This is a genomic window from Allobosea sp. TAF32, from assembly GCF_052113585.1.
Classification (GTDB): domain Bacteria; phylum Pseudomonadota; class Alphaproteobacteria; order Rhizobiales; family Beijerinckiaceae; genus Allobosea.
In genome coordinates this window covers 118,316-139,077 of the sequence record NZ_JBFRDM010000007.1, presented here as the reverse complement: position 1 = coordinate 139,077, position 20,762 = coordinate 118,316, and the positions used below count along the sequence as shown (strand labels likewise).

The following is a 20,762-nucleotide window of genomic DNA, read 5'->3' as shown; positions in this document are numbered from 1 at the left end:
ACCGGCAGCGTCGCCGGCCCTGCCGAGCCGACCATTGTTTCGCGCGTTCCTTAGCGTGGATCGCGCGGGAATGGAATCACTCGATCTTGCCAAGCAGCTTGAGCCCGTCGGCACCGGCGAGGATCGCTCCGGTCGCGAGACCGATGAACAGGCCGTGCTCCACGACCCCTGGCACCATGTTCAGAGCCTGAGCCAATAATTCCGGCCGCTCTATGGCGCCCAGATGAGCGTCGAGGATAAAATGGCCGCCATCGGTGACGAGCGTAGAGCCGTCGGCCCGCTGGCGCAGCGAGATCTTGCCGGCGGAGCCGGAAGCGGCGATGGCCTCAGCCACCGCGCGGCGCGTCGCCTCCAGCCCGAAAGGCACGACCTCGATCGGCAGCGGGAAGCGGCCGAGCTTCTGCACCAGCTTGCCGTCATCGGCGATGACGATCATGCGGGCGGAAGCGGCGGCGACGATCTTCTCGCGCAGCAGCGCCGCGCCGCCGCCCTTGATCAGGCGCAGCTGCGGATCGAGCTCGTCAGCGCCATCGACCGTTAGGTCGAGCTCGGGCGTCTCGTCGAGAGTGGACATCGGGATACCCAACGAGACCGCCTGCGCCTGCGTCGCCTCGGAGGTGGCGACGCAGGTCACCGCGAAGCCGGACGCGACTTTCGTACCGAGGAGATCGACGAAATGCTTCGCGGTGGAGCCCGTTCCGAGACCGAGGCGCATGCCGGGCCTCACGAGCTCGAGCGCGCGGGCGGCAGCCTGCTTCTTCAGATCATCGGCGTTCATAGGATTTGCCCGGATGGAGTTTGATGGAGACCGGCCGCTACCCACGAAAAGTAGCGCCGCTCTCCTGCCGCGCCCGGCGCTCCATGTCCAGCGCGCGCAGGTCGCAAGGTATTATTTGGTTTGCGGCGTGCACACCGTCTTGTCGTCGAAGACGTAGCAGATGCTCATCTCCCCGGTACGGATATTGACGCGGAAGATGCCGCCCTCGCGCTCGTGCCGGGAGGGCATCAGCGCATAGTCGCTCGGCGCCTGAGGCCCGGCCCCCTCGCCCGTCGGGAAGCACACGGTGAGGCCGACGCCGCCCTCCTTCAGCTGGAACTGACAGGCACCGACCTCGCCCGTCGCCTTGTCGATACGGTAGACCCGGTTGAGATCGGTCTGCGGCGCTGGCGCGAACTCGAACGGCCCTGCGAGGGCCGGGAGCGCACATGGCAGCGCAAGGCCGAGTGCCAATCCCAGGCGCGTCGCGCCGGGCCGGATTGCGATGATCTTCGACATGACATGTTCCCTGCCGCGAAGGCGACGAATCGAGCGAACGATACCATCATGCGCGGTGAATTTGGGGAGCCGGTGACATGGCCCTTTGCGGCGGAGCACTTGCCAGCCGGCCCGCGAAGCCGTTTAAGCCGGTCGTCTGCCGCATTGCCCGGAAAGCCACGCCATGAAAGCCACGCCATGAGCCAGCCCCCGATCGTCGTGTTCGATCTCGACGGAACGCTCGCCGAGACCGCACCGGACATCATGCGGGTTCTGAACGTCATTCTGGTGCGCGAAGGCCTGGCCGCATTGCCATTGGACCGGGCACGCGAGCTTGTCGGCGCGGGCGCGCGCGCCCTGATCGAACGCGGCTTCAAGGTATCGGGCCAGCCACTCGACACCGAGACCCTGGAGCGGCTCTTCGCGGATTTTCTAGACATCTACGCCGACGATGTCGCCTCCCACAGCCATCTGTTCGACGGCGTGCTGGGCGCGCTCGATGTACTGGCCGACGAGGGCTACGCGCTCGCCGTCTGCACCAACAAGCCGATCCTGCACACGCGCCTGATCCTCGACCATTTCGACATCGCCAAACGCTTCGCGGCCGTGGCGGGGCGCGACAGCTTCCCCTGGTTCAAGCCCGATCCGCGCCACCTCACGATGACCATCGAGGCGGCGAAGGCCGACGTTTCGCGCGCCGTGATGATCGGCGATTCCCGCACCGACATCGCGACCGCGCGCGCGGCGGGCATCCCGTCGATCTGCGTGCCCTTCGGCTATACCGATGTGCCGATCGAGACGCTGGAACCGGATTTCGTCATCCAGCACTTCGACGAGTTGCCGGGCGCTGTGGATCGCGCGCTCAATCTGGTGCCTGCACGTCCTTGACGGCGTGAAGCGCGCCGACTAGGAGAGGGCCGGTCCGGGCGGCTAGCTCAGCGGTAGAGCACTCCCTTCACACGGGAGGGGTCACAGGTTCGATCCCTGTGCCGCCCACCATTTTCCCGACATCGTCAGCGCAGGACCCGGGCCGCACCATCCGGCAGCGGCTGGCCTCCCTTTGCGATCGCGACCAGTTCCTCGGCGAACCGGGCCGCGATGGGCAGGCGGAAATGCAGGGGATCCCAGTAATTTTCATCCCGCGCCGTGATCGGCGAGGCATGCGCGTAGTCGACCAGCGTCGCGCCATGGCGCCGCGCCAATGCGGCGATACCCGCCTTGCATGCACCGTAGCGCTGCCAGCCCGCCGAGCCTTCGCGGGGGTAGCCCATCAGATGTGCGGGCGGCAGGACGAGCATCACCTGCGTTTCCTTCGGGAAGGCGGCGATCGCCTCCTCCAGCCAGGCCAGAGCGGGAAAGCGCCAGCCAGCGCTTTCAGCGGCTGACACCGGCATCGGCGGCAAGGGCGTCAAATCCAGCTTCTGGCCGCCATTGCTCATGTAGATGTGGCTGCGCGCGCGAGCGAGATCGTAGCTCGCCTCCGGCGGCGTGAAGACCTCGTAGCCGTCACCGCGGATCCGCTCCTGCGACCAGCCGAGGCGATAGGCCATCAGCCGGCCGGCGATCTCCAGATTGGTCAGGTTGAGCAGCTTCGGCCAATCGGTCCAGCGAACCTCTCGCGAGAGCCAGTCCGGCATCGGCCGCGGCGTCAGGCGCTTCGCCGCATCGGTGGCATCGGGCTCGCACCAGGTGACATCGAGGCCCCAGATGATTCGCTTGGGAAGGCTGACATGATCCCGGAACAGCCCGGCCATCTGCAGTTGCTCCCAAGGCGTCGCGGCATTCATCGCAAGGTTGACGAAGCGTGCATCGAGCCCCTGCGAAAGCGTCTGCGGATCGAGAAGGCGGATGGTCGAGGTGCCGAGCACCGCCGCATCGAAGCGCCCGGAGCGCACGAGCTGCGGGTACATGAAGCGCTGGTTGATATCCATGATCGGCCGTGCCGGCTGCCCCGCTCCGACCCGCATGCCGAAAGGATCGAGCGCAGCGACGAACGCGAACAGCAGCCCGGCGCAGCCCGCCGCCGCCACCAGGAACCACCGCGACCAGACGATCCAGGCCTTCTCCATGCTGGCCCTGTACTCCAATGTCATGACCCTGACCGGTTAGCCGGCCGGCGCCCTCTTCGCACATGGGATGCCTCCGTCACAACGCGGAAGGCGCCGCAGTTGGCAGCCGCCGCGCGAACATGCGAGAGAGGCCAGATGATCTCAGGCGCCTTCCGCCGTCTGGCCAGCCCCGCGCAGCGACTTATCGCCGCCCTGATCGCGCTCTGCCTGCTGCCCGGCCCCGGGCATGCTGCGGAAGAGCCGCTGCCGGCTTCCACCGGAATACAGGATGCGCTCTGCCGCCTGATCGACGACGCCGCACGGGAGCACGCGGTGCCGCCGGCCTTTCTGACCCGGCTGATCTTCCAGGAATCGAGCTTTCGCCCGCATGTCACGAGCCCGGCCGGCGCACAGGGCGTGGCGCAGTTCATGCCCGGCACGGCGCGCGAGCGCGGCCTGCTCGATCCGTTCGACCCCGAGCAGGCCGTGCCCAAGGCTGCGCATTTCCTCGCCGAGCTGCGCAACCGCTTCGGCAATTGGGGGCTTGCGGCGGCGGCCTATAATGGCGGCCCGAACCGCCTTGCCGGCTGGCTTACCGCCCGCGCTGCAGGGCAGACCCGCTTCCTGCCGATGGAGACCGAGAACTATGTCCTGCTGATCACCGGCGCCTCAGTCGAGGACTGGGCCGAGGATGCCCGCAACAGCGCCAATGGCGACGGGCGCTCGCCGCCGGCGCGACCGGCGACACGCGATCAGCTGGCCGCCTGCGCGCCGACGCTGGTCGCGATCCGGCAGGCTCGCCCGGCCCTCCCCGCAATTGCGGAGGCCCCATTCGCGCCCTGGGGCGTCCAGCTCGCCGGCAATTTCTCCAAGGCCCGCGCACTCGCCAGCTTCCAGCGCGCGAGCGCTCGCCACCGCACCATCATCGGCGAGCTCGAGCCGATGATCATCGGCACGCGCCTGCGCAGCCGCGGCACGCGGGCATTCTACCGGGTCCGGCTGCCCGCGGCGACGCGCGCCGAGGCAACCGCACTCTGCCGGCGCATCCAGATCGATCGCGGCGCCTGCGTGGTCCTGAGGAGCTGATCCATCGCAGCCATGTTGCATGTGCGCAACGCGGAATGGCAAAGCTCGAACGCTCTCAGTGATGTGATAAAAGCCCGATTGCAGCGGCCCCGGGAAGCTGACAGGACGTTGAGGAGACGTTGACTTTTCCGTGTCAACTTCGTGTCCACACGCTGCCCCGACCGCCCGAGGTTCTCGATGATCCGCTCCATCCGTCTGGCCATGCTCGCCGGTCTTGGCCTGCTTGCCCTTGGCTCCGCCGCCCGGGCCGAAATCGATCCGCTGACGCGCCAGCCTCTGGTGCAATATGTCGACCCGGCGAAGGCGCAGGCTACCGCCGTTCCGCGCGAGGTCGTTGACTATCCGACGCGATACCAGCCGGGCACGATCGTCATCAATTCGACGGAGCGCCGTCTCTATTTCGTGATGCCCAATGGCAAGGCGGTGCGCTATGGCGTCGGCGTCGGCCGCCCGGGCTTCGACTGGGCGGGCAGCCAGAGCATCACCCGCAAGGCCGAGTGGCCGAGCTGGACCCCGCCGTCGCAGATGCTGAAGCGCCGTCCCGACCTGCCGCGCTTCATGCCCGGCGGCCCGGACAACCCGCTTGGCGCCCGCGCCATGTATCTCGGCTCGACGCTCTATCGCATCCATGGCTCGAACGAGCCGGAGACGATCGGCCAGGCCGTCTCCTCGGGCTGCATCCGCATGCTGAACGAGGACGTCATCGATCTCTACGAGCGCACCAAGGTCGGCACCCGCGTCGTCGTCGCGCGCTGAGTCGCTCACGCTTCATTCCCATCGAATAAGCCGGCGGAAACGCCGGCTTTTTTGTTTGGCCGGCTCGCCCCGCGATCGACCGGTCGCATGGCCCTCGCAACGCAAGGGTTTGGCCACGACGCGCCCCCGCGCGCGTCGGTCGCGCGGACGCGGGAATTGCAGACTTTTTGACGGGCCACACCACAGGCCCGGGATGACCGCGTGGTTGCGGGAGAACGCTGCGCGCTCAGGAGACGAGGGACAGCGGAGCTCCCGGCGCCATTCCGGCTCGGGACATGCGCACATTCATCGGGCTCGACCATTTTCATCAAGGAACCCGAAATCATCGGCTATATTCGCCATTCGACAGTCAAAATTCGCGAACTCCACCGCTCAATTTCAACGACGATGCGCATGCACGCCGGATCGCCAGGCCGGACGAAGCAAAATCGAAGAGCATCGGGAAACAGCCATGGCTCCAAAGGACTGGACCAAACACGCCCTTCCCGCCCAGGCATCGAACGCCGGACGTCGCTGAGCTGTGGCGAACACCGTCCAAAGCCAAGGAACCGCTGCCGAGCCGGCCGAGCGGCGGCTCGGCCAGATCCTGCTTGTCATCACCGCATGCGGCTGGGGCCTGAACTGGTCGGTCCTGAAATTCGTTCTGCTCGACTGGCCGCCGCTGTTTGCGCGCGGCATGGCTGGCCTCCTCGGCGCGGCCGGCCTGGCGGTTTTGGCATGGCGCCGCGGCGAGCCGCTTGGCGTGCCGCGCGAATTCCGCCTCCCGCTCGTGATCGCTGCCGGAATCAACGTGTTCGCCTGGATGGGCTTTACGGCCCTGTCCCTGAATTGGCTGAAGGTTTCCGAAGGCGCCCTCATCGCCTATTCGATGCCGATATGGGCGATGCTGATTGCCTGGCCGCTGCATGGCGAACGCCCGGATCGCCGCAGCCTGCTTGCATTGGCGCTCGGCGTTGCCGGCATCGCGATCTTGATGGGCGGCCCGAACCTCGCCGTCCAAAAACTGCCGGGCGTTCTCTTCGGCCTAGCGGCCGCCATTCTGTTCGCTGTCGGCACCGTCATGGCACGCAAGCCCATCGCGATGCCTTTCATGGCGCTGACGGCATGGCAGGTGGCACTCGGCTGCCTGCCGATGATCGCGCTGAGCCTGTTTCTCGAACAGCCTCATCCTCTCGCATTATCCAGTCAGGGCCTGGTCGGCCTGGCCTATATGGCGGCGGGGCCGATGGCATTGTGCTATCTGACGTGGTTTGGGGCGCTGAAACGCCTGCCCACGTCAACGGCGGCAACGGGCATGCTGATCGTCCCGATTGTGGGAACGCTATCGGCCGTACCGCTGCTCGGAGATACCCTGGGCTCGCGGGAAATCCTCGCCATCGGCGTCGCGCTCAGCGGCGTCGCATTGGCACTCCGCAAGAACCGTCGCTGACATTCGCGGACGCAGGCGTTCGATCGCGAAAACCCGCACGATCGTCAACTGTAGAAGATGTGCCGGCCGATCACGTCCATTTTCTTGAGCTTCTTCGCCCAGCCGGGTTGGACATAGTCGGCGTGGTAATGCATGGCGGCCCCGACCTCTTCGAGATAGATTTTGCCCTCGTAGACTTCGCGGGCGATGCGCATCGCGGCTTTCCATGCCTCGGGTTCGGTGATCCGCAAGGCCTTGCCCTCGCAGGCGAAGGTGAACTGGCAGGCCAGCTTGCGATGTCGGTTCTGGAAGACCACGCCGCAGATCGTCGCCGGATAGACACCGCTCTTGACCCGGTTGAGCACGACCTGGGCGACGGCGGCCCTCCCTTGCTCCACTTCGGAACGCGCCTCGAAATAGACGGCCTGGGCCAGGCAACGCTCTTCGCGCTCCAGGTTCTCGGGCTCGATCAGCCCGACATAAGTCTGCCGCGGTTCAAGCTCCTTCCCGGGCAGGACGATAATGCCCGTCGGCGTTACCCAGGCGATCGTCGTGGCTTCGCTCGTCGGAGTCAGCACGCTCTGCGCCGCGCTCGCGGCAGGGCGCGGGGTCGTTCCATCATTTTTCGCAAGACCCTCGCGCGAAGGCTGCGCGGCTCCTGGGGGCGCCTGCTCGCGCTGCTCGCCGTCGCGCGAGAAGCGCGCGAGACCAGTGTACGGTTTGCCCGCGGGCTCGTGCACGATCGCCAATGCGAGCATCGGGCTGTTCAGCCTGCCGAACAGGCGCAGGTCATCGGCATGGAGACGGCTCTCGGGAAGCTCCGTCGTATGGAAACCCAGTGTGCGGCTATCGACACCGAGGGGGATGCGCGACGGGGCGGGCGACGTCGTTGGCAGGGTCTTGGTAGGCAGCACGACGAGAGCCGCGAGCGCGAGCAGCGCCTGCGGGACGATGCGCTTCATGAAGGATGCTCCGGAGAAATAGGGGCAAGCCGAGCAGGCGCCGCACCGATACCGGCGGCGAGATCAGCGGCTCGCTTGGCTGGAACTTGCTGGGAAGGGGGAAGGGAAACGAGCTAGCGATCGGCCCGGGAGGGAATCAGGCGCGGTTGGACTGCTACGCTCGTCGCTGGCTTTGGTCGCCGGACGGCAATCAGATCAGGCGCAGGACTGCGGGGGTTCGCAGGCGATCTGCCACGGCAGGAGAATGCCGGGGATAGGCTCTGTCGCACCGGCGGCTCTTGGCATCGCCGCGATATCAGGAGCGATCATCACGCGCCGAGAGGCACAGGGCGAAAGCCTTCCGAAAGAAGCTCCTACCTGCATGAGCACTCGGCCCGGCTATACCTGAACATAATCCTATTCACCGCACAGATATCTGCGCAAATGTTACTTTCCATCAAGGACCCTTAACTCAACATTAACCAAACTAGGCGTCGCTTGACCTGCGCTATGACGAGAGACTTCGGCATCTTTGTGACGCAATCGATCCGCCGTCGAATGGCGAACCGGAACTGTAACTGTTACAGGCTCGACAGGCCGGCAGGGCGTGCCAAGTTGCGGCTTCAAACGATTGCGCTGGAGGCGACGATGCGGTGGAGCCGGATTGGCGGCGCATTGATGGTCCTGAGCGGACTACCGGCCCAGGCCCAGACGGGGCCGGCGGACGATCTGGCGCGGCGCAACATCGAACGGCGCGCCGTCGGGGCGATGATCTGGGCGATGCCCGCGGTCAACACCGACCTGATGCTCCAGGAGCCCTCGGCAAGACCAAGGCGAAGCCGAACGACATCGTCTTCTGGTCGCAGCCGGTCAACTGGAAGAACCAGACGCTGACGCCGAACCCGGATTCGATCTACTTCATGTCGTTCTGGAACGTGAAGGACGGCCCCATCGTCATCGAGATCCCGCCTGCGAAGGGCGGATCGATCGCGGGGAACATCGTCACCATCTGGCAGATGCCGCTCGAAGATGCCGGGCCCGAAGGGGCGGACAAGGGCAAGGGCGGCAAGTACCTGATCACGCCGCCGGGCTATAGGGGCAAGGTTCCGGCCGGCTATATCCATCTGCCGTCCGACAGCTATAGCGGCTTTGCGCTGCTGCGCTCGAATTTGCCGAGCCATAGCGCCGCGGATATTGCGAAATCGGTCGCCTACGGCAAGCAGGTCAGGATGTATCCGCTGTCGCGCGCCGCGAACCCGCCGACGACGAATTTCGTCGATGCCTTCGACGTGATGTTCGACTCGACGATCAAATACGACGCCAGCTTCTACCGAAACCTCGACCGCGTCGTGCAGAACGAGCCCTGGCTGCAGCGCGACCGGGTGATGATCGATCAACTGAAGACGCTCGGCATCGAGAAGGGCAAGCCCTTCAATCCCGATGCGAAGACGCAGGAGGCTCTCGGTGCCGGCGCCAAGGAAGCCCATGCTCTGCTTTCGGAGCGCTATGACGCCGGCTTCCCGGTGATCAATCAGGGAATACGCTGGTTCCCCCCTGCGATGCCGGACGTGATCAAGGCGGTCCAGAACGGCTATGCCGATGTCGACCTTTACCCGGTCGATGCGCGCGGCGTGACCTATACGCTCGGCTTTACCGGCATCAAGCGCATCGGCACCGCCCAATTCTACCTGATGGCAAACAAGGACAAAGACGGCAACGCGTTCGACGGCGGCGCCACCTACCGGCTGACCGTGCCGCCCAACGCACCAGTGAAGCAATACTGGTCGGCGACAGTCTACGACCGGGAGACGCACGCCCTCGTCAAGAACATGAACCGTGCCAGCCTCGCCTCGATCAGCCCCGGCGTGCAGAAGAACCAGGATGGGTCGGTCGACGTGATTTTCGGCCCGCTGGCTCCGGCCGGGAAGGAAACGAACTGGGTTCCGACCGATCCCAATCGCAAGTTCGAGCTGCTGTTCCGGCTCTACGGACCGGAGAAACCGCTCTTCGACAAGAGCTGGAAGCTGCCGGACGTGGAGCGAGTCGCCAGCCCCTGAGATCGCCCCGCGGCTTCACGGAAGCGCCTGTCATCCCGGCCGTTGCGGCGCTGAGAGCCGCGATTCATGCCTGAACCTCGACCGGAAATGTTCCGGCGTGGATCCCGGGTCAAGCCCGGGATGACAGCACGTTTCCGTGCAACGTCGCCAAGCCCGAGGCGTCCTTGTTTTCTGCAACTGCGGCACCACGTCGTCCGGAGCAGTGCTTTTCTGGGTCGTCAGCGATCCCGCGACGCCTCCACGCTCGATGAGACGCGCAGATGTCCGAGCAAGCCGAAACTGGATTCCATCAGGAACGCCCCAGCCGTCGGGACTTCATCTTCTTGGCCACGGCAGCGTTCGGCTCGGTCGGGGCAATTGCTGCGGCCTGGCCCATCATCGCTTCGATGAACCCATCCGCTGATGTAGAGGCAGCCGGTGTTCCGGTTTCTATTGATCTTTCCCAGATTCAGCCGGGCCAGCAGATTTCTTTCTTTTGGCAAGGGAAGCCGATTGTGGTGCTGCATCGAACCGCCCAAGCTCTGGCAGAACTGAAGAACTCAAGCCTCATTGCGAGGCTCAGCGATCCCGATTCCTCCGTCTATCAGCAACCGGACTATGCCAGGAACTGGTGTCGCTCGAGCAAACCCGAATTCATGGTTCTCATTGCTATCTGCACCCACCTCGGCTGCATACCCATCGTCAGGCCCGATTTAGGCGATCCCAGCATTGATGCTTCCTGGCCGGGGGGCTATTTCTGCCCTTGCCACGGGTCGAAATACGATTTGGCTGGACGCGTATTCCGAGGCGTTCCAGCGCCATACAATCTTCCCGTCCCCCCGCACCACTACACCAGCGATACGACGCTTGTGGTTGGCGAGAACCCGGTTGGCGAAGACTTCTCGCTTTCTTCGATCGAGCAGCTCTAGCGCTGCCGCTCGCGGGAGAGCCCCTTCTCCGCCAGCGCCGCCTCATAGGCCTTCATCTTCTCGTCGGCCTGCTCGCCAAGCTCGCGCAGATAGTCCCAGGCGTAGATGCCGGTCTCGTGCATGTCGTCGAAACCGAGCCTGACGGCGTAGTTGCCGACCGGCTCGACCCTGAGGATCTCGACCGCGGCCTTGCCGGCGACGATCGTCTTCTGGCTGGGATGGTGGCCCTGGACCTCGGCCGAGGGGCTTTCGACGCGCAGAAGCTCTGCCGGCAGCGTAAAACTCGCCCCGTCATCGAAGGCGACGTGCAGGGTGCGACGGTCTTTCGACAGGCGGATTTCGGTCGGCCAGGATGACATGATCGTGTACGTCCTTCGCAGGCTGCGGCAGTCACGCGCTTGACCTTGGCCGCAGCAGTGCCAATGTCCTGCTATAGCAATGTGCAAACCAGTCCGCATCCTGGTCGGAGCGGCTGGGCGTTCGGAGTTGAGGCAGACGTGCTGCTCGACGACATGAAGCCGCTGACGCGGTCGCCGCTGGTCGATCCGTTCGGCCGGAAAATATCCTATCTGCGCATCTCGGTGACGGATCGCTGCGATTTCCGCTGCGTCTACTGCATGGCCGAGAACATGCAGTTCCTCCCCCGGAAGGAGCTGCTGACGCTGGAAGAGCTCGACCGGATCGCGACCGCCTTCGTCAGCCGCGGCACGCGCAAGCTGCGACTCACCGGCGGCGAGCCGCTGGTGCGCCGGGACATCATGAGCCTGTTCCGCTCGCTCTCGCGCCACCTCGCCTCAGGCGCGCTGGACGAGCTGACGCTGACGACCAACGGTTCGTTGCTCTCGCGCTATGCCGATGAGCTCGCCGGCTATGGCGTGCGCCGCATCAACGTCTCGCTCGACACGCTCGACGCCGACAAGTTCCGCGAGATCACCCGCCGGGGCGATCTCAAGGTCGTGCTCGCCGGCATCGAGGCGGCCCGCAAGGCCGGCATGCGCGTCAAGATCAACGCTGTGGCGCTGAAGGGCGTCAACGACGACGAGATCGAAGAGCTGATGCTCTGGTCGCACGGCCTCGGCATGGACCTCACGCTGATCGAGGTCATGCCGATGGGCGAGATCGAGGTCGGCCGCATCGACCAGTATCTCCCGCTCTCGGTGGTGCGCGGGCGGCTGATGGACAAGTACTCGCTGGTCGACGACCCCTACCGGACGGGCGGGCCGGCGCGCTATGTCCGCGTCAAGGAGACCGGTGGACTGGTCGGCTTCATCACGCCGCTCACCCATAATTTCTGCGAGAGCTGCAACCGCGTGCGGCTGACCTGCACCGGCACGCTCTATATGTGCCTCGGCCAGGAGGACGCCGCCGATCTGCGCGCCGCCGTCCGCTCCTCCCCTGACGACGCCCTGCTCTACCGCGCCATGGACGAGGCCATCGCCCGCAAGCCCAAGGGTCACGATTTCATCATCGACCGGCGCCATGCGCGCCCCGCCGTCGGCCGGCATATGAACGTCACCGGCGGCTGATCGGCAGGACGGCGATTGCCGCGTCAGCTTGACCGGCTGGGCGAATACCGGCACCGTCAGGCGACGGGTGGAGTTGCTGCGGGTCATGTTCAAGGCGATCGCAGGCCGCGTGAGAGCGGCCGCAAGCGCAATCATTGACGCCGTGAGGCAGACCCACGCCGCGCGTCTGGCCGTTATGGCCCTGCGGCTGCGGCGGCTCCTGCCTCTTCTTGCCATCCTCGTCGCGACCACCCTGCTCTTCTGCCTGTTCCTCGGCTGGTCCAGCGGGCGCAATGTCTTCGTTGCACTCGCGCCGGCATCGGCGACCTGGATCGGGGCCGGAATAGTGGGCGCCCTGGCGGGTCTGGTCGTGCTCGAACTCTGTGCGGCCTTCGCGATCACACTCATGACCGCCGCACTGCAGCTCGCCTACGACACCGGGCGGCACCGCGTGCGCGCCCTGCTTGTGATCGCCTGCACGATGGTGCTGGCGGGACTCGGCTGGCGGCTTTCGGCGCTCGATTCCGCAGGCTTGTCCCTCGTCGGCACCCTGCCGATGCTGGCCGGCGCGGGACTTGTCGCGCTGACGATGTGGTTCGAGCGGGCCTATCTGCGCCCGGCCTATCCCGGCTTCCGCGATTTCTGGATCGATGTCGTCGATGCCCGCCAGTTTCTGACGCGAGCCGCCCATGGCGAATGACAATGGCAGCACGGCCTCGCCCCATGGCATCACCCCGGCGATGACGGCGCACCATCTCGCTGAAGCGGTCAGGGCCGGCCACAACGGCGCAAGCGACGCAGTCGAGAACCTGCCCCCGGCCGACGCGACCATGCTGTCGCAGACCGAGCAGACGCTGATCGCCCGGGTGCGCGAACACCACACCATGCTGCGGCAGGAGGCAGCGGCGCGGCTCAACGCCATCCAGGCCGAGATCGTCAGCCGGCGGGAACTCTTCACGCAGCAACGCTTCGAGGGACGGGTGCGCGGTGTCGAGGCGACTATGCGGGCGATGCTCAACAAGCACGGCAGCGAGCTGGAGCAGCGCGTCTACGACGCGCTCCGCGCCAAGCGCGAATACGCGTTCTTCAACTACGAGAACAAGCGCCGCGCCGACCCCAAGCTCGACAAGTGGCAGTTCATCCTGTTCTTCCTCGTCGTGCCGCTGGTGATCGAGAGCCTGCTCAACGGCAATTTCTTTGCCGAAGCCAGCGATTTCGGCCTGGTCGGCGGCGCGGCCACCGCCGTCATCATCTCCGCGCTCAATATCGCGCTCGGCTTTTGCATGGGCATCGGCCCGGCGCGCTACTGCCAGCACGTCAAGAGCTCGCATCTGTTCTGGGCCCTGCCGGCCTATGCCGGGATGATCGCACTCATCGTGCTGTTCAACCTCGCGGTCGGCCATTACCGCGAGATGCTGATCGCCAATCCGGATGCGCGCTCGTTCCAGGTCATGCCGCGCGTGATGGAAAACCCCCTCGCGATCTATGACATCAAATCGGTCGCGCTGGTCATCATCGGCTGCCTCGTCGCCTTCGTCGCGGCGACGAAGGGCTATACCGCCTTCGGCACTTATCCTGGCCATGCCGCCGCCTATAAGCGCTGGCGCCAGCGCTGGAGCGCGGTCGAGGAAGAGCGGCGCCGGCTCGATGGCGAGTTGCTGCCGGAGCTGGAGGCGATCCGTACCCAGATCGACGGCTTCCGCGCCGATTGCCGCGACGAACTCGGCAAGCTGCAGGGCACGAAGGCGGCAGTCGAGAAGGCGCGGGACCTCTATCTCTCCCGCCTCGGCCAGCTGCGCGCGGCCAAGGACGCGGCGATGATGCAATATCGCGAAGCAAATCTTCGGGTCCGCACCGATCTGCCGCCAGCCTATTTCTCGCAATCGCTCAACCTCGCCGAGATCGACCAGCCCGGCGAGCTGCCGGAAATTGTCGCGGCGCGCCGGCAGATAGAGGATTTCGAGCAGCAGCTCACCAGCATGCCGGGGCTTATCGAGGCGAAGCTCAAGGACAGGCTGATGCTGCTGCGCGGCGTCGATCTCGCCGGCGAGATCGAGCAGGTGAAGCTGCGCGCGGCACAGGCGGGGCGCGAAGCCTTCGAGCGCGACGAGGCGGCCCAGAAGCAGGCGGCGGAGGATTTCGCCGCAATGCCACGCTAAAGGTCGGGGCATGAAGACCGAGAACCTGGCCATCGTCGCCTCCCTGCTCGCGGGCGTCGCGCTCGTTGGCTTCTTCGCGGCCCCTTCCCTGCTGCGCGGCCCGCCGCGCGACCAGGAGACGCTGTGCCCGAAGACCGGCCCGGTCGGCCATACGCTGATCCTCGTCGACAAGACCGATCCGTGGAGCGAGGTGCAGGCCGGACGGCTGAAGAAGCTGGTCAAGCAGATCGGCGACGAGCTGCCGGCCGAGCGCATGCTCTCGATCTACGTCTTCAACGACGTCTTCGAGCCCGGCTTCCCGGCCCTGATCTCGCTGTGCAACCCCGGCAAGACCGCAAGCGAGCTGATCGGCAATCCGCGCCGCGAATATGTGAAATGGGTCGAGAAATTCGGCCGCCCGCTCGACGATGCGTTGACCGTGCTGACACAGCCGGCGAAGGGCAACCAGTCTCCGATCGTCGAGGCCATCGGCGACGTGGTGTCGCGCCGCGAGAACCGCGTGCCGAATGGCGACCGCTCGCTCGTCCTCGTCTCGGACATGCTGCAGAACTCCGGGCAGTTCACCGTCTTCGGCAATGCCGCCGGCGCGCGCGACCCGGAGCGGCTGCGGCGCTTGCTCGATAAAGTCTGGCAGGATTCGGGTGCGAAGACGTGGACGCTCAGCATCCATCAGGTTCAGGGCGTCTACGACCCGAACCGGCTGGAGCAGACCGCCACGCTCTGGAAGCAGGCCTTTCAGAAGCTCAACATCGCGGTGACCTGGGACAGGCTGTAGCCTCGACCAAGCCGCCTGCCCTGCTTGGGCCGGCGCGTGGCGGGTTTCAGAGCCTGTAGGCCATCCGCACGCCGCCCCAATGGCGCCCGCGCACGCGCAGCGGCGCGTTGATCTCGCTCAGCGCCTCGCTGCTGCCATTCCCGAAGTCATGATGGCAGAGCTGGACCATGAACGGACGCACAGAGCGGCTCGCGCTGATGCCGGAACGGCTCTCGAGAATGCGCCGGTTGCGGGCATGAATCGCGTTCCAGGCCGGATCATGGCTGCGCGGCATCAGGGACGTCTCGGTGTGATGCACCGGCACATAGCCGTTGCGATCGCTCGGCACGGCAAAGACCAGACGCGGATCGCTCGCCAGCGCCCTCTCCAGGAGTGGCGGCAAGAGCGCTTCCAGCGCAGGCAGGCTCGGGCTCAGATATTGGAGCGGGTCACTCTCGGGAACCGGCGTGTAATCCGCCTCGAACAGGTCTTCTTCCGCCACAAGCCCCTTCTCGATCGCGGCTTCCATCACCGCGGCCACTTCGCGGGCAAAGTCCTGGGCGCGCTCGATGAGCGGCCGATAGGAACGCTCGATGTCCTCGATCATCTGCGCCAGCGCACCGCTGCCGGCGACTGCGTCCGGATCGAAAGCGAGGTGCAATCCCTGCTCGCTTTGCCCTGCCATCCGGCAAGGAAGCGGCGGCAGACCGTCAATGGTAAGCGTGCCCACGCCGCCGCCGAACCGGGCAGACTGCGCGTCGGCGAGAAGCGCGCCGCCGCGGCCAACATCGACGATGCGGCTCGACAGATCGATACCGCCGAGCATCAGCCGGGCACGGCGCGCGGTCGGAAAGCGATCGAAGCGCCGCCTGTCGGCAAAGGCAGAGTGCCGCAGGACCGGCTTGAAGCGCCGGAGCATGCGGCCGACCAGCCGGCTGCCCTTTTCGGAGGCGCGGCGCACCCGCTCACTCTCGGCCACCGTGGCATGCGCGATGCGATCGATTTCATCGGCGCGGCGTGCCACGCCCTCGACGAAAAGCGCCGCCTCCCGGGCATTGCGCGACAATTCCGCCGTCGAGGCCGCCTGCTCCTGTGAGGCCTCGCTGATCGTGCTCATGAGTGGATTGACGTCCCGCACGATCTGGAGCGCTTCGTTGACGCTGCCGGTCGAGCTCTGCGCTGCGTGGGTGAGCCGATCGACCCTGCTGCGGATGTGCTCGACGGCCTCGCTCACCGCGATGGAGAGCGTCTTCACCTCATGCGCGACGACACCGAACCCGCGCCCGGCCTCGCCGGCACGGGCCGCCTCGATGGCCGCATTGAGCGCCAGCAGATTGGTCTGGCGGGCGATCTCGGCAATGGAATCGACGATGCCGCGGATCTCGCCGGTCGCCTCGGCGAGCCCATCAAGCATCAAGGTGGCCTGGCCGGCGCGCGCGACGGCAGCGTCGAGCCGGTCGCGAACGCTGGCCATGGCGCTGTCGACCTGCTCGGCCGACTGCGAAACCTGCTGCGACGCCGCCGCAAGGACCGAAGCGTTCTCGCTCGCGGCGCCAACGGCCATACGCATGCTGCCGGCGCTCTCCAGAATGGTGCGCGAGCCGCTTTCGGAATCGGCCGACAGCTTCTCGACCTCGCCCAATTCCTTCGTGAGCCGATCCATCGCGAACAGGATATCGCGCTCGATATCATCAACCGCATCGCGGAGGGAGAGGTCGCGGGGGGCGATCTGTGGAGCCGACGCCTCTGCCGTCTCGGCCGTCATCGGCTCCGGTGAAGCCTCGCTGCCAGCTGGAGTTCGGGCGCTCAGCCAGCGTCGTATCCTGCCCTGCATCCCCAGCCCAGTCTCACCTAAGGTCAGCCCTGAATCGGTTATGGGTGGCGAGGGTTAACAAAAAGCTTCCTCGACGGCTGCACGGCGCCTGTGCCGCAGAAGCATTGGACCGTCTTCCCAGGCGCCTGTATGGCTTGGCCTTCCGCATCTGACGGGCACGAGCCATGAGCCAGCACAGCTATGACGTCATCGTCGCGGGGGTCGGCGCCATGGGGTCGGCGGCTTGCTGGCACCTCGCCCAGCGCGGTCTCAAGGTGCTGGGGCTCGAGCGGTTCGACCTCGGCCACGCCATGGGCTCCTCCCACGGCCTGACCCGGATCATCCGGCTCGCCTATTTCGAAGGCTCGCACTACGTCCCGATCGTGCGCAGGGCGCATGAGCTCTGGGCCGAGACCGGCAAGCAGGCGGGACTCAAGCTGCTGCATGTCACCGGCTCGCTCGATCTCGCGCCGAAGGGCGGCGGACCTGTCGAATCCTCGTTGCAATCCTGCCTCGACCACGGGCTGACGCATGAGGTTCTGGAGGGGGCCGAGGTGATGCGGCGCTTTCCCGGCTTCCAGCTGCCGGCAGGGCATATCGGCCTGTGGCAGCCGGATGGCGGCTTCGTCGCCTCCGAGAAGGCGATCTATGCCCATGTCGGCCTGGCGCAATCGCGCGGCGCCGACATCCGCACCAACGAACCGCTGCTGGACTGGACGCCGACCGCGCAAGGCGGCGTCATCGTGCGCACCGAGCGTGGAACCTATTCCGCCGGTCGCCTCGTCATCACCTCGGGCGGCTGGATCGCGGATGCGGTGCCGGCGCTGTCGCAGCGGGTCACCACCGTGAAGCAGGCGATCGGCTGGTTCACCACGCGCCGCCCCGAGCTTTTCCGCGAAGGCGCCTTCCCCGTGTTCATTCTCAGCGTCGAGGAAGGCAACTTCTACGGCTTCCCGCTCTATGAGCACCCCGGCTTCAAGCTCGGCGGGCCGCATTTCGGGCGCGAGCCGATGGATCCGCGCGAGCCGGACAGGACTCCGAGCGAGAACCAGGTCAGCCTCATTCGGGAGTGCCTCGCGCGCTACCTTCCCGATGCGGCGGGCGAGCCCTTGACGGTCAAGGGCTGCGTCTACACGGTTTCACCGGACGAGGATTTCATCATCGACACGGTGCCGGGCGTGCCGCAGGCCGTCTTCGCTTCGGCCTGCTCCGGCCATGGCTTCAAATTCGCCAGCGCTATCGGCGAAATCCTCGCCGATCTGTCGACCACCGGCCATTCACCCTTCGACCTCTCTCCCTTCTCGCTTTCCCGCTTCGCGGCCTGAGCCTTTCCGGCAGGATACCCCTTTGGCCAGCGCAGCCGAAAATCGCCGCGGCATCATCTTCATGCTCGCGGCCATGTCGCTCTTCGTCCTCAACGACACGCTGATGAAGCTGGCGCGCCAGACCTACCCGGCCGGTCAAGCCATCGCGCTGAGGACGGCTTTCGCGATCGTCGTCGGCTTCGGGCTTGTCTTCCTCGCCCGCGAGAGCGACCGCCTCGCCATGACCTTCAGGCCGCGCGTGCTGCTGCGCGGGGTCCTCGAGGCCCTCAGCGCGCTGACTTTCGGCTGGTCGCTCGGGCTGCTGCCGCTGGCCAACATCACCGCGATCAACATGGCCTCGCCACTGCTCATCGTCGCGCTTGCGGTGGTGCTGGGGATGGAACGCGTCGGCTGGCGGCGGACGACGGCGCTGACCGTCGGCTTCATCGGCGTGCTGTTCGTGGTGAAGCCGGGCGCGGCCTCCTTCAATTCCGCGGCGCTCGTCGCCCTGTTCAGCACCTTCCTCGTCGCCTGCCGCGATCTCGCGACCCGCACCATCGGCGATGACGTGCCCTCGACAGTCGTTTCGCTCACCACGACGGTCCTCGTCGGCGTCGCCGCCCTCGCCTACGGCCTGACCGAGCAATGGCTGCCGGTCTGGCGGCTCGAGACCGTCTATGTCGCCCTGGCTGCCGTTCTGGTCACAGTCGGCACCTTCTTCATCATCAGCGCGTTCCGCCGCACCGATGTCGGCGTGATCTCGCAGTACCGCTACGCCGTCATCGTCTTCGCGACACTGCTCGGCTATTTCGTCTGGGGCGACGTGCCCGATCTCTTCGCCTTCCTCGGCATCGGGCTGATCGTCGGCAGCGGGCTCTACGCGATGCACCGGCAGCGCGTGCGACCGGATTCCCGGCTGAAGCTCGACCGCCGCCCCGATCCTTCGAAAGAGGCCGCCTGACGGTGGACGGGCCGCGAGGGCCCGTCTCAGGTTTCCGGTGTCAGCGCCGCTTTACGGTTCCAGGCGAGCGATCAGGCTGGAGGTGTCCCAGCGATTGCCGCCCATCTTCTGCACCTCGGCGTAGAACTGATCGACCAGCGCGGTGACCGGCAGCTGTGCGCCATTGCGGCGGGCCTCGTCGAGGACGATGCCGAGGTCCTTGCGCATCCAGTCCACGGCGAAGCCGAAATCGAACTTGTTCTGGTTCATCGTCTTGCCGCGGTTCTCCATCTGCCAGGAGCCGGCGGCGCCCTTGGAAATCACCTCCAGCATGGTCTCGACGTCGAGCCCGGCGCGCTTGGCGAAATGCACGCCCTCGGACAGGCCCTGGACCAGGCCGGCGATGCAGATCTGGTTGACCATCTTGGTGAGCTGGCCGGAGCCGGCCGGGCCCATCAGGCGGCACATCCGGGCAAAGCTCGCGATGACCGGTTCGACGCGGGCGTAGGTCTCAGGCTCGCCGCCGCACATCACGGTCAGAACGCCGTTCTCGGCGCCAGCCTGGCCGCCCGAGACGGGCGCGTCGACGAAGCCGAAGCCGCCAAGCTTTGACGCCTCGTAGAGCTCCCGCGCGACATTGGCCGAGGCGGTGGTGTGGTCGACGAAAACAGCCCCCTTCTCCATGCCCGCGAAGGCGCCGTCCTCTCCTGTCGTCACCGAGCGCAAATCGTCATCGTTGCCGACGCAGGCGAAGACGATCTCCTGACCTTTCGCAGCATCGGCCGGTGTCGCTGCGGACAAGCCGCCATGCTGGGCGACCCAGGCCTGCGCCTTCGTCGGGTTGCGGTTGTAGACGGTGACCTCATGGCCCTTGGCCTTGAGATGGCCCGCCATGGGATATCCCATCACGCCGAGACCGATGAACGCGACTTTGGCCATGAGCAGCTCCCGCTCCTTTTTGAAGACTGAAACGCTTTAGCGCGCCGTTGCCGGTCCGGGAAGACGGATGCGCGCCAGCCCTCCATGCGGCATTTTCCGTTGCAGCCGGGAGACTGGCGGCTTAGCTGCGGTCCATGACCATATCGAACGACGACGAATTGCAGGCCCTCAAGGAGATCGGCGGCATCGTGGCTCGCGCGCTTGCAGCCATGGGCAAGGCTCTGGAGCCCGGCATGACCACTGCGGAACTCGACGCGATCGGGCGCGATTTCCTCGAGCGGCACGGCGCATGCCCGGCCCCCGAACTGGCCTACGGCTTCCCTGGCGCGACCTGCATCAGTGTCAACGAGGAGATCGCCCACGGCATTCCCGGCGAGCGGCGCATCCTCGCGGGCGATCTCGTCAATATCGACGTCTCGGCGGAGAAGGACGGCTTCTTCGGCGATACCGGAGCCTCGTTCGCCGTGCCGCCGGTCAAGCCGAAGGTCGAGCGGCTGTGCCGCGACGGCCGGCGCGCGCTATGGGCCGGCATCGGACAGGTCGGCGCCGGCAAGCCGCTCGCCGGCATCGGCCAAGCCGTGGGGCGCTTCGCGGACAAGAACGGCTATACGCTCGTGCGCAACCTGGCGAGCCACGGCGTCGGCCGCTCGCTGCACGAGGAGCCGACGGAGATTGCGACCTGGCCCGACCGGCGCGAACGCCGGACCATGACGAACGGGCTCGTCTTCACCGTCGAGCCGTTCCTCTCGCTGGGCGCGGACTGGGCGGAACAAGGGGATGGCGATCGCTGGACGCTCTACAGCGATCCCCGCGCGCCAACCGTCCAGTACGAGCACACCGTGGTCGCGACACCGCGCGGCGCCGTCGTCCTGACCCTGCCGGGCTGAAG

General features: G+C 66.2%; 21 protein-coding genes and 1 tRNA gene. 14 read left to right on the top strand and 8 right to left on the bottom strand.

The window, feature by feature from the left end:
* Nucleotides 1–76: 76 nt before the first annotated feature.
* Nucleotides 77–778: a ribose-5-phosphate isomerase RpiA gene (rpiA, locus tag AB4Z16_RS16020; protein ID WP_441512349.1), complete on the bottom strand. Its 702-nt coding sequence runs from the start codon at nucleotides 776–778 to the stop codon at nucleotides 77–79.
* A gap of 111 nt (nucleotides 779–889) precedes the next feature.
* Nucleotides 890–1,276 carry a hypothetical protein gene (locus AB4Z16_RS16015; protein ID WP_441512348.1) on the bottom strand — a complete coding sequence of 129 codons (387 nt, stop codon included), beginning with the start codon at nucleotides 1,274–1,276 and terminating at the stop codon, nucleotides 890–892.
* Between the two features lie 177 nt (nucleotides 1,277–1,453).
* On the opposite strand from AB4Z16_RS16015, the gene gph reads away from it, so the two are divergent.
* Both gph and AB4Z16_RS16005 read left to right on the top strand, forming a co-directional pair.
* Nucleotides 1,454–2,143: a phosphoglycolate phosphatase gene (gene gph / locus AB4Z16_RS16010; RefSeq protein WP_441512347.1), complete on the top strand. Its 690-nt coding sequence runs from the start codon at nucleotides 1,454–1,456 to the stop codon at nucleotides 2,141–2,143.
* A 36-nt stretch (nucleotides 2,144–2,179) separates the two neighbouring features.
* Nucleotides 2,180–2,254: transfer RNA gene (locus AB4Z16_RS16005), tRNA-Val, on the top strand.
* A 14-nt stretch (nucleotides 2,255–2,268) separates the two neighbouring features.
* On the opposite strand, the gene AB4Z16_RS16000 is transcribed toward AB4Z16_RS16005, so the two are convergent.
* Nucleotides 2,269–3,324, bottom strand: a complete 1,056-nt coding sequence (locus AB4Z16_RS16000; protein ID WP_441512346.1) for a hypothetical protein — start codon at nucleotides 3,322–3,324, stop codon at nucleotides 2,269–2,271.
* 135 nt (nucleotides 3,325–3,459) lie between these two features.
* Here AB4Z16_RS16000 and AB4Z16_RS15995 point away from each other — a divergent pair, with 135 nt between their 5' ends.
* From AB4Z16_RS15995 to AB4Z16_RS15985, 3 genes are all read left to right on the top strand, one after another.
* Nucleotides 3,460–4,389, top strand: coding sequence for a lytic transglycosylase domain-containing protein (locus AB4Z16_RS15995; protein WP_441512345.1), 930 nt, complete (start codon nucleotides 3,460–3,462; stop codon nucleotides 4,387–4,389).
* A gap of 177 nt (nucleotides 4,390–4,566) precedes the next feature.
* Nucleotides 4,567–5,145, top strand: coding sequence for a L,D-transpeptidase (locus tag AB4Z16_RS15990; RefSeq protein ID WP_441512344.1), 579 nt, complete (start codon nucleotides 4,567–4,569; stop codon nucleotides 5,143–5,145).
* Between the two features lie 520 nt (nucleotides 5,146–5,665).
* A complete protein-coding gene (locus AB4Z16_RS15985; RefSeq protein ID WP_441512343.1) occupies nucleotides 5,666–6,574 on the top strand; it encodes a DMT family transporter in 909 nt (302 codons plus the stop codon).
* Nucleotides 6,575–6,618: 44 nt separating this feature from the next.
* On the opposite strand, the gene AB4Z16_RS15980 is transcribed toward AB4Z16_RS15985, so the two are convergent.
* Both AB4Z16_RS15980 and AB4Z16_RS15975 read right to left on the bottom strand, forming a co-directional pair.
* Nucleotides 6,619–7,515, bottom strand: a complete 897-nt coding sequence (locus tag AB4Z16_RS15980; RefSeq protein WP_441512342.1) for a cell wall hydrolase — start codon at nucleotides 7,513–7,515, stop codon at nucleotides 6,619–6,621.
* Between the two features lie 602 nt (nucleotides 7,516–8,117).
* Nucleotides 8,118–8,291: a hypothetical protein gene (locus AB4Z16_RS15975; protein WP_441512566.1), complete on the bottom strand. Its 174-nt coding sequence runs from the start codon at nucleotides 8,289–8,291 to the stop codon at nucleotides 8,118–8,120.
* Between AB4Z16_RS15975 and AB4Z16_RS15970 the strand changes: the two genes are divergently transcribed.
* Together AB4Z16_RS15970 and petA are read left to right on the top strand one after the other, a co-directional pair.
* Complete coding sequence (locus AB4Z16_RS15970) at nucleotides 8,268–9,551, top strand: DUF1254 domain-containing protein (RefSeq protein ID WP_441512560.1); 1,284 nt, start codon at nucleotides 8,268–8,270, stop codon at nucleotides 9,549–9,551. The two genes, AB4Z16_RS15975 and AB4Z16_RS15970, sit on opposite strands and share 24 nt — an antisense overlap.
* A gap of 260 nt (nucleotides 9,552–9,811) precedes the next feature.
* On the top strand, nucleotides 9,812–10,459 hold the full coding sequence (gene petA / locus AB4Z16_RS15965; RefSeq protein WP_441512341.1) for a ubiquinol-cytochrome c reductase iron-sulfur subunit: 648 nt from the start codon (nucleotides 9,812–9,814) through the stop codon (nucleotides 10,457–10,459).
* Here petA and AB4Z16_RS15960 read toward each other — a convergent pair.
* Complete coding sequence (locus AB4Z16_RS15960; protein WP_441512559.1) at nucleotides 10,456–10,821, bottom strand: gamma-butyrobetaine hydroxylase family protein; 366 nt, start codon at nucleotides 10,819–10,821, stop codon at nucleotides 10,456–10,458. The genes petA and AB4Z16_RS15960 overlap by 4 nt on opposite strands.
* Nucleotides 10,822–10,971: 150 nt before the next feature.
* On the opposite strand from AB4Z16_RS15960, the gene moaA reads away from it, so the two are divergent.
* From moaA to AB4Z16_RS15940, 4 genes are all read left to right on the top strand, one after another.
* Nucleotides 10,972–11,985, top strand: a complete 1,014-nt coding sequence (gene moaA / locus AB4Z16_RS15955; RefSeq protein WP_441512558.1) for a GTP 3',8-cyclase MoaA — start codon at nucleotides 10,972–10,974, stop codon at nucleotides 11,983–11,985.
* A gap of 85 nt (nucleotides 11,986–12,070) precedes the next feature.
* Nucleotides 12,071–12,664, top strand: a complete 594-nt coding sequence (locus AB4Z16_RS15950; RefSeq protein ID WP_441512340.1) for a hypothetical protein — start codon at nucleotides 12,071–12,073, stop codon at nucleotides 12,662–12,664.
* On the top strand, nucleotides 12,654–14,123 hold the full coding sequence (locus AB4Z16_RS15945; protein ID WP_441512339.1) for a hypothetical protein: 1,470 nt from the start codon (nucleotides 12,654–12,656) through the stop codon (nucleotides 14,121–14,123). The genes AB4Z16_RS15950 and AB4Z16_RS15945 overlap by 11 nt, the downstream gene beginning before the upstream one ends.
* A 10-nt stretch (nucleotides 14,124–14,133) precedes the next feature.
* Nucleotides 14,134–14,898, top strand: a complete 765-nt coding sequence (locus AB4Z16_RS15940; RefSeq protein WP_441512338.1) for a hypothetical protein — start codon at nucleotides 14,134–14,136, stop codon at nucleotides 14,896–14,898.
* A gap of 46 nt (nucleotides 14,899–14,944) precedes the next feature.
* On the opposite strand, the gene AB4Z16_RS15935 is transcribed toward AB4Z16_RS15940, so the two are convergent.
* Nucleotides 14,945–16,642, bottom strand: a complete 1,698-nt coding sequence (locus tag AB4Z16_RS15935; RefSeq protein ID WP_441512337.1) for a methyl-accepting chemotaxis protein — start codon at nucleotides 16,640–16,642, stop codon at nucleotides 14,945–14,947.
* Nucleotides 16,643–16,875: 233 nt separating this feature from the next.
* Here AB4Z16_RS15935 and solA point away from each other — a divergent pair, with 233 nt between their 5' ends.
* Together solA and AB4Z16_RS15925 are read left to right on the top strand one after the other, a co-directional pair.
* Nucleotides 16,876–18,015, top strand: a complete 1,140-nt coding sequence (gene solA, locus AB4Z16_RS15930) for an N-methyl-L-tryptophan oxidase (protein ID WP_441512336.1) — start codon at nucleotides 16,876–16,878, stop codon at nucleotides 18,013–18,015.
* Between the two features lie 22 nt (nucleotides 18,016–18,037).
* Entirely contained in the window at nucleotides 18,038–18,955 is a 918-nt protein-coding gene (locus AB4Z16_RS15925) for a DMT family transporter (protein WP_441512335.1), read from the top strand.
* 51 nt (nucleotides 18,956–19,006) lie between these two features.
* Here the strand turns inward: AB4Z16_RS15925 and AB4Z16_RS15920 are convergent, their stop codons facing one another.
* The gene (locus tag AB4Z16_RS15920) at nucleotides 19,007–19,873 is read right to left on the bottom strand and encodes an NAD(P)-dependent oxidoreductase (protein WP_441512334.1); all 867 of its coding nucleotides are present in this window, start codon (nucleotides 19,871–19,873) and stop codon (nucleotides 19,007–19,009) included.
* Nucleotides 19,874–20,007: 134 nt separating this feature from the next.
* On the opposite strand from AB4Z16_RS15920, the gene map reads away from it, so the two are divergent.
* Nucleotides 20,008–20,760, top strand: a complete 753-nt coding sequence (map, locus tag AB4Z16_RS15915; RefSeq protein ID WP_441512333.1) for a type I methionyl aminopeptidase — start codon at nucleotides 20,008–20,010, stop codon at nucleotides 20,758–20,760.
* Nucleotides 20,761–20,762 lie beyond the last annotated feature (2 nt).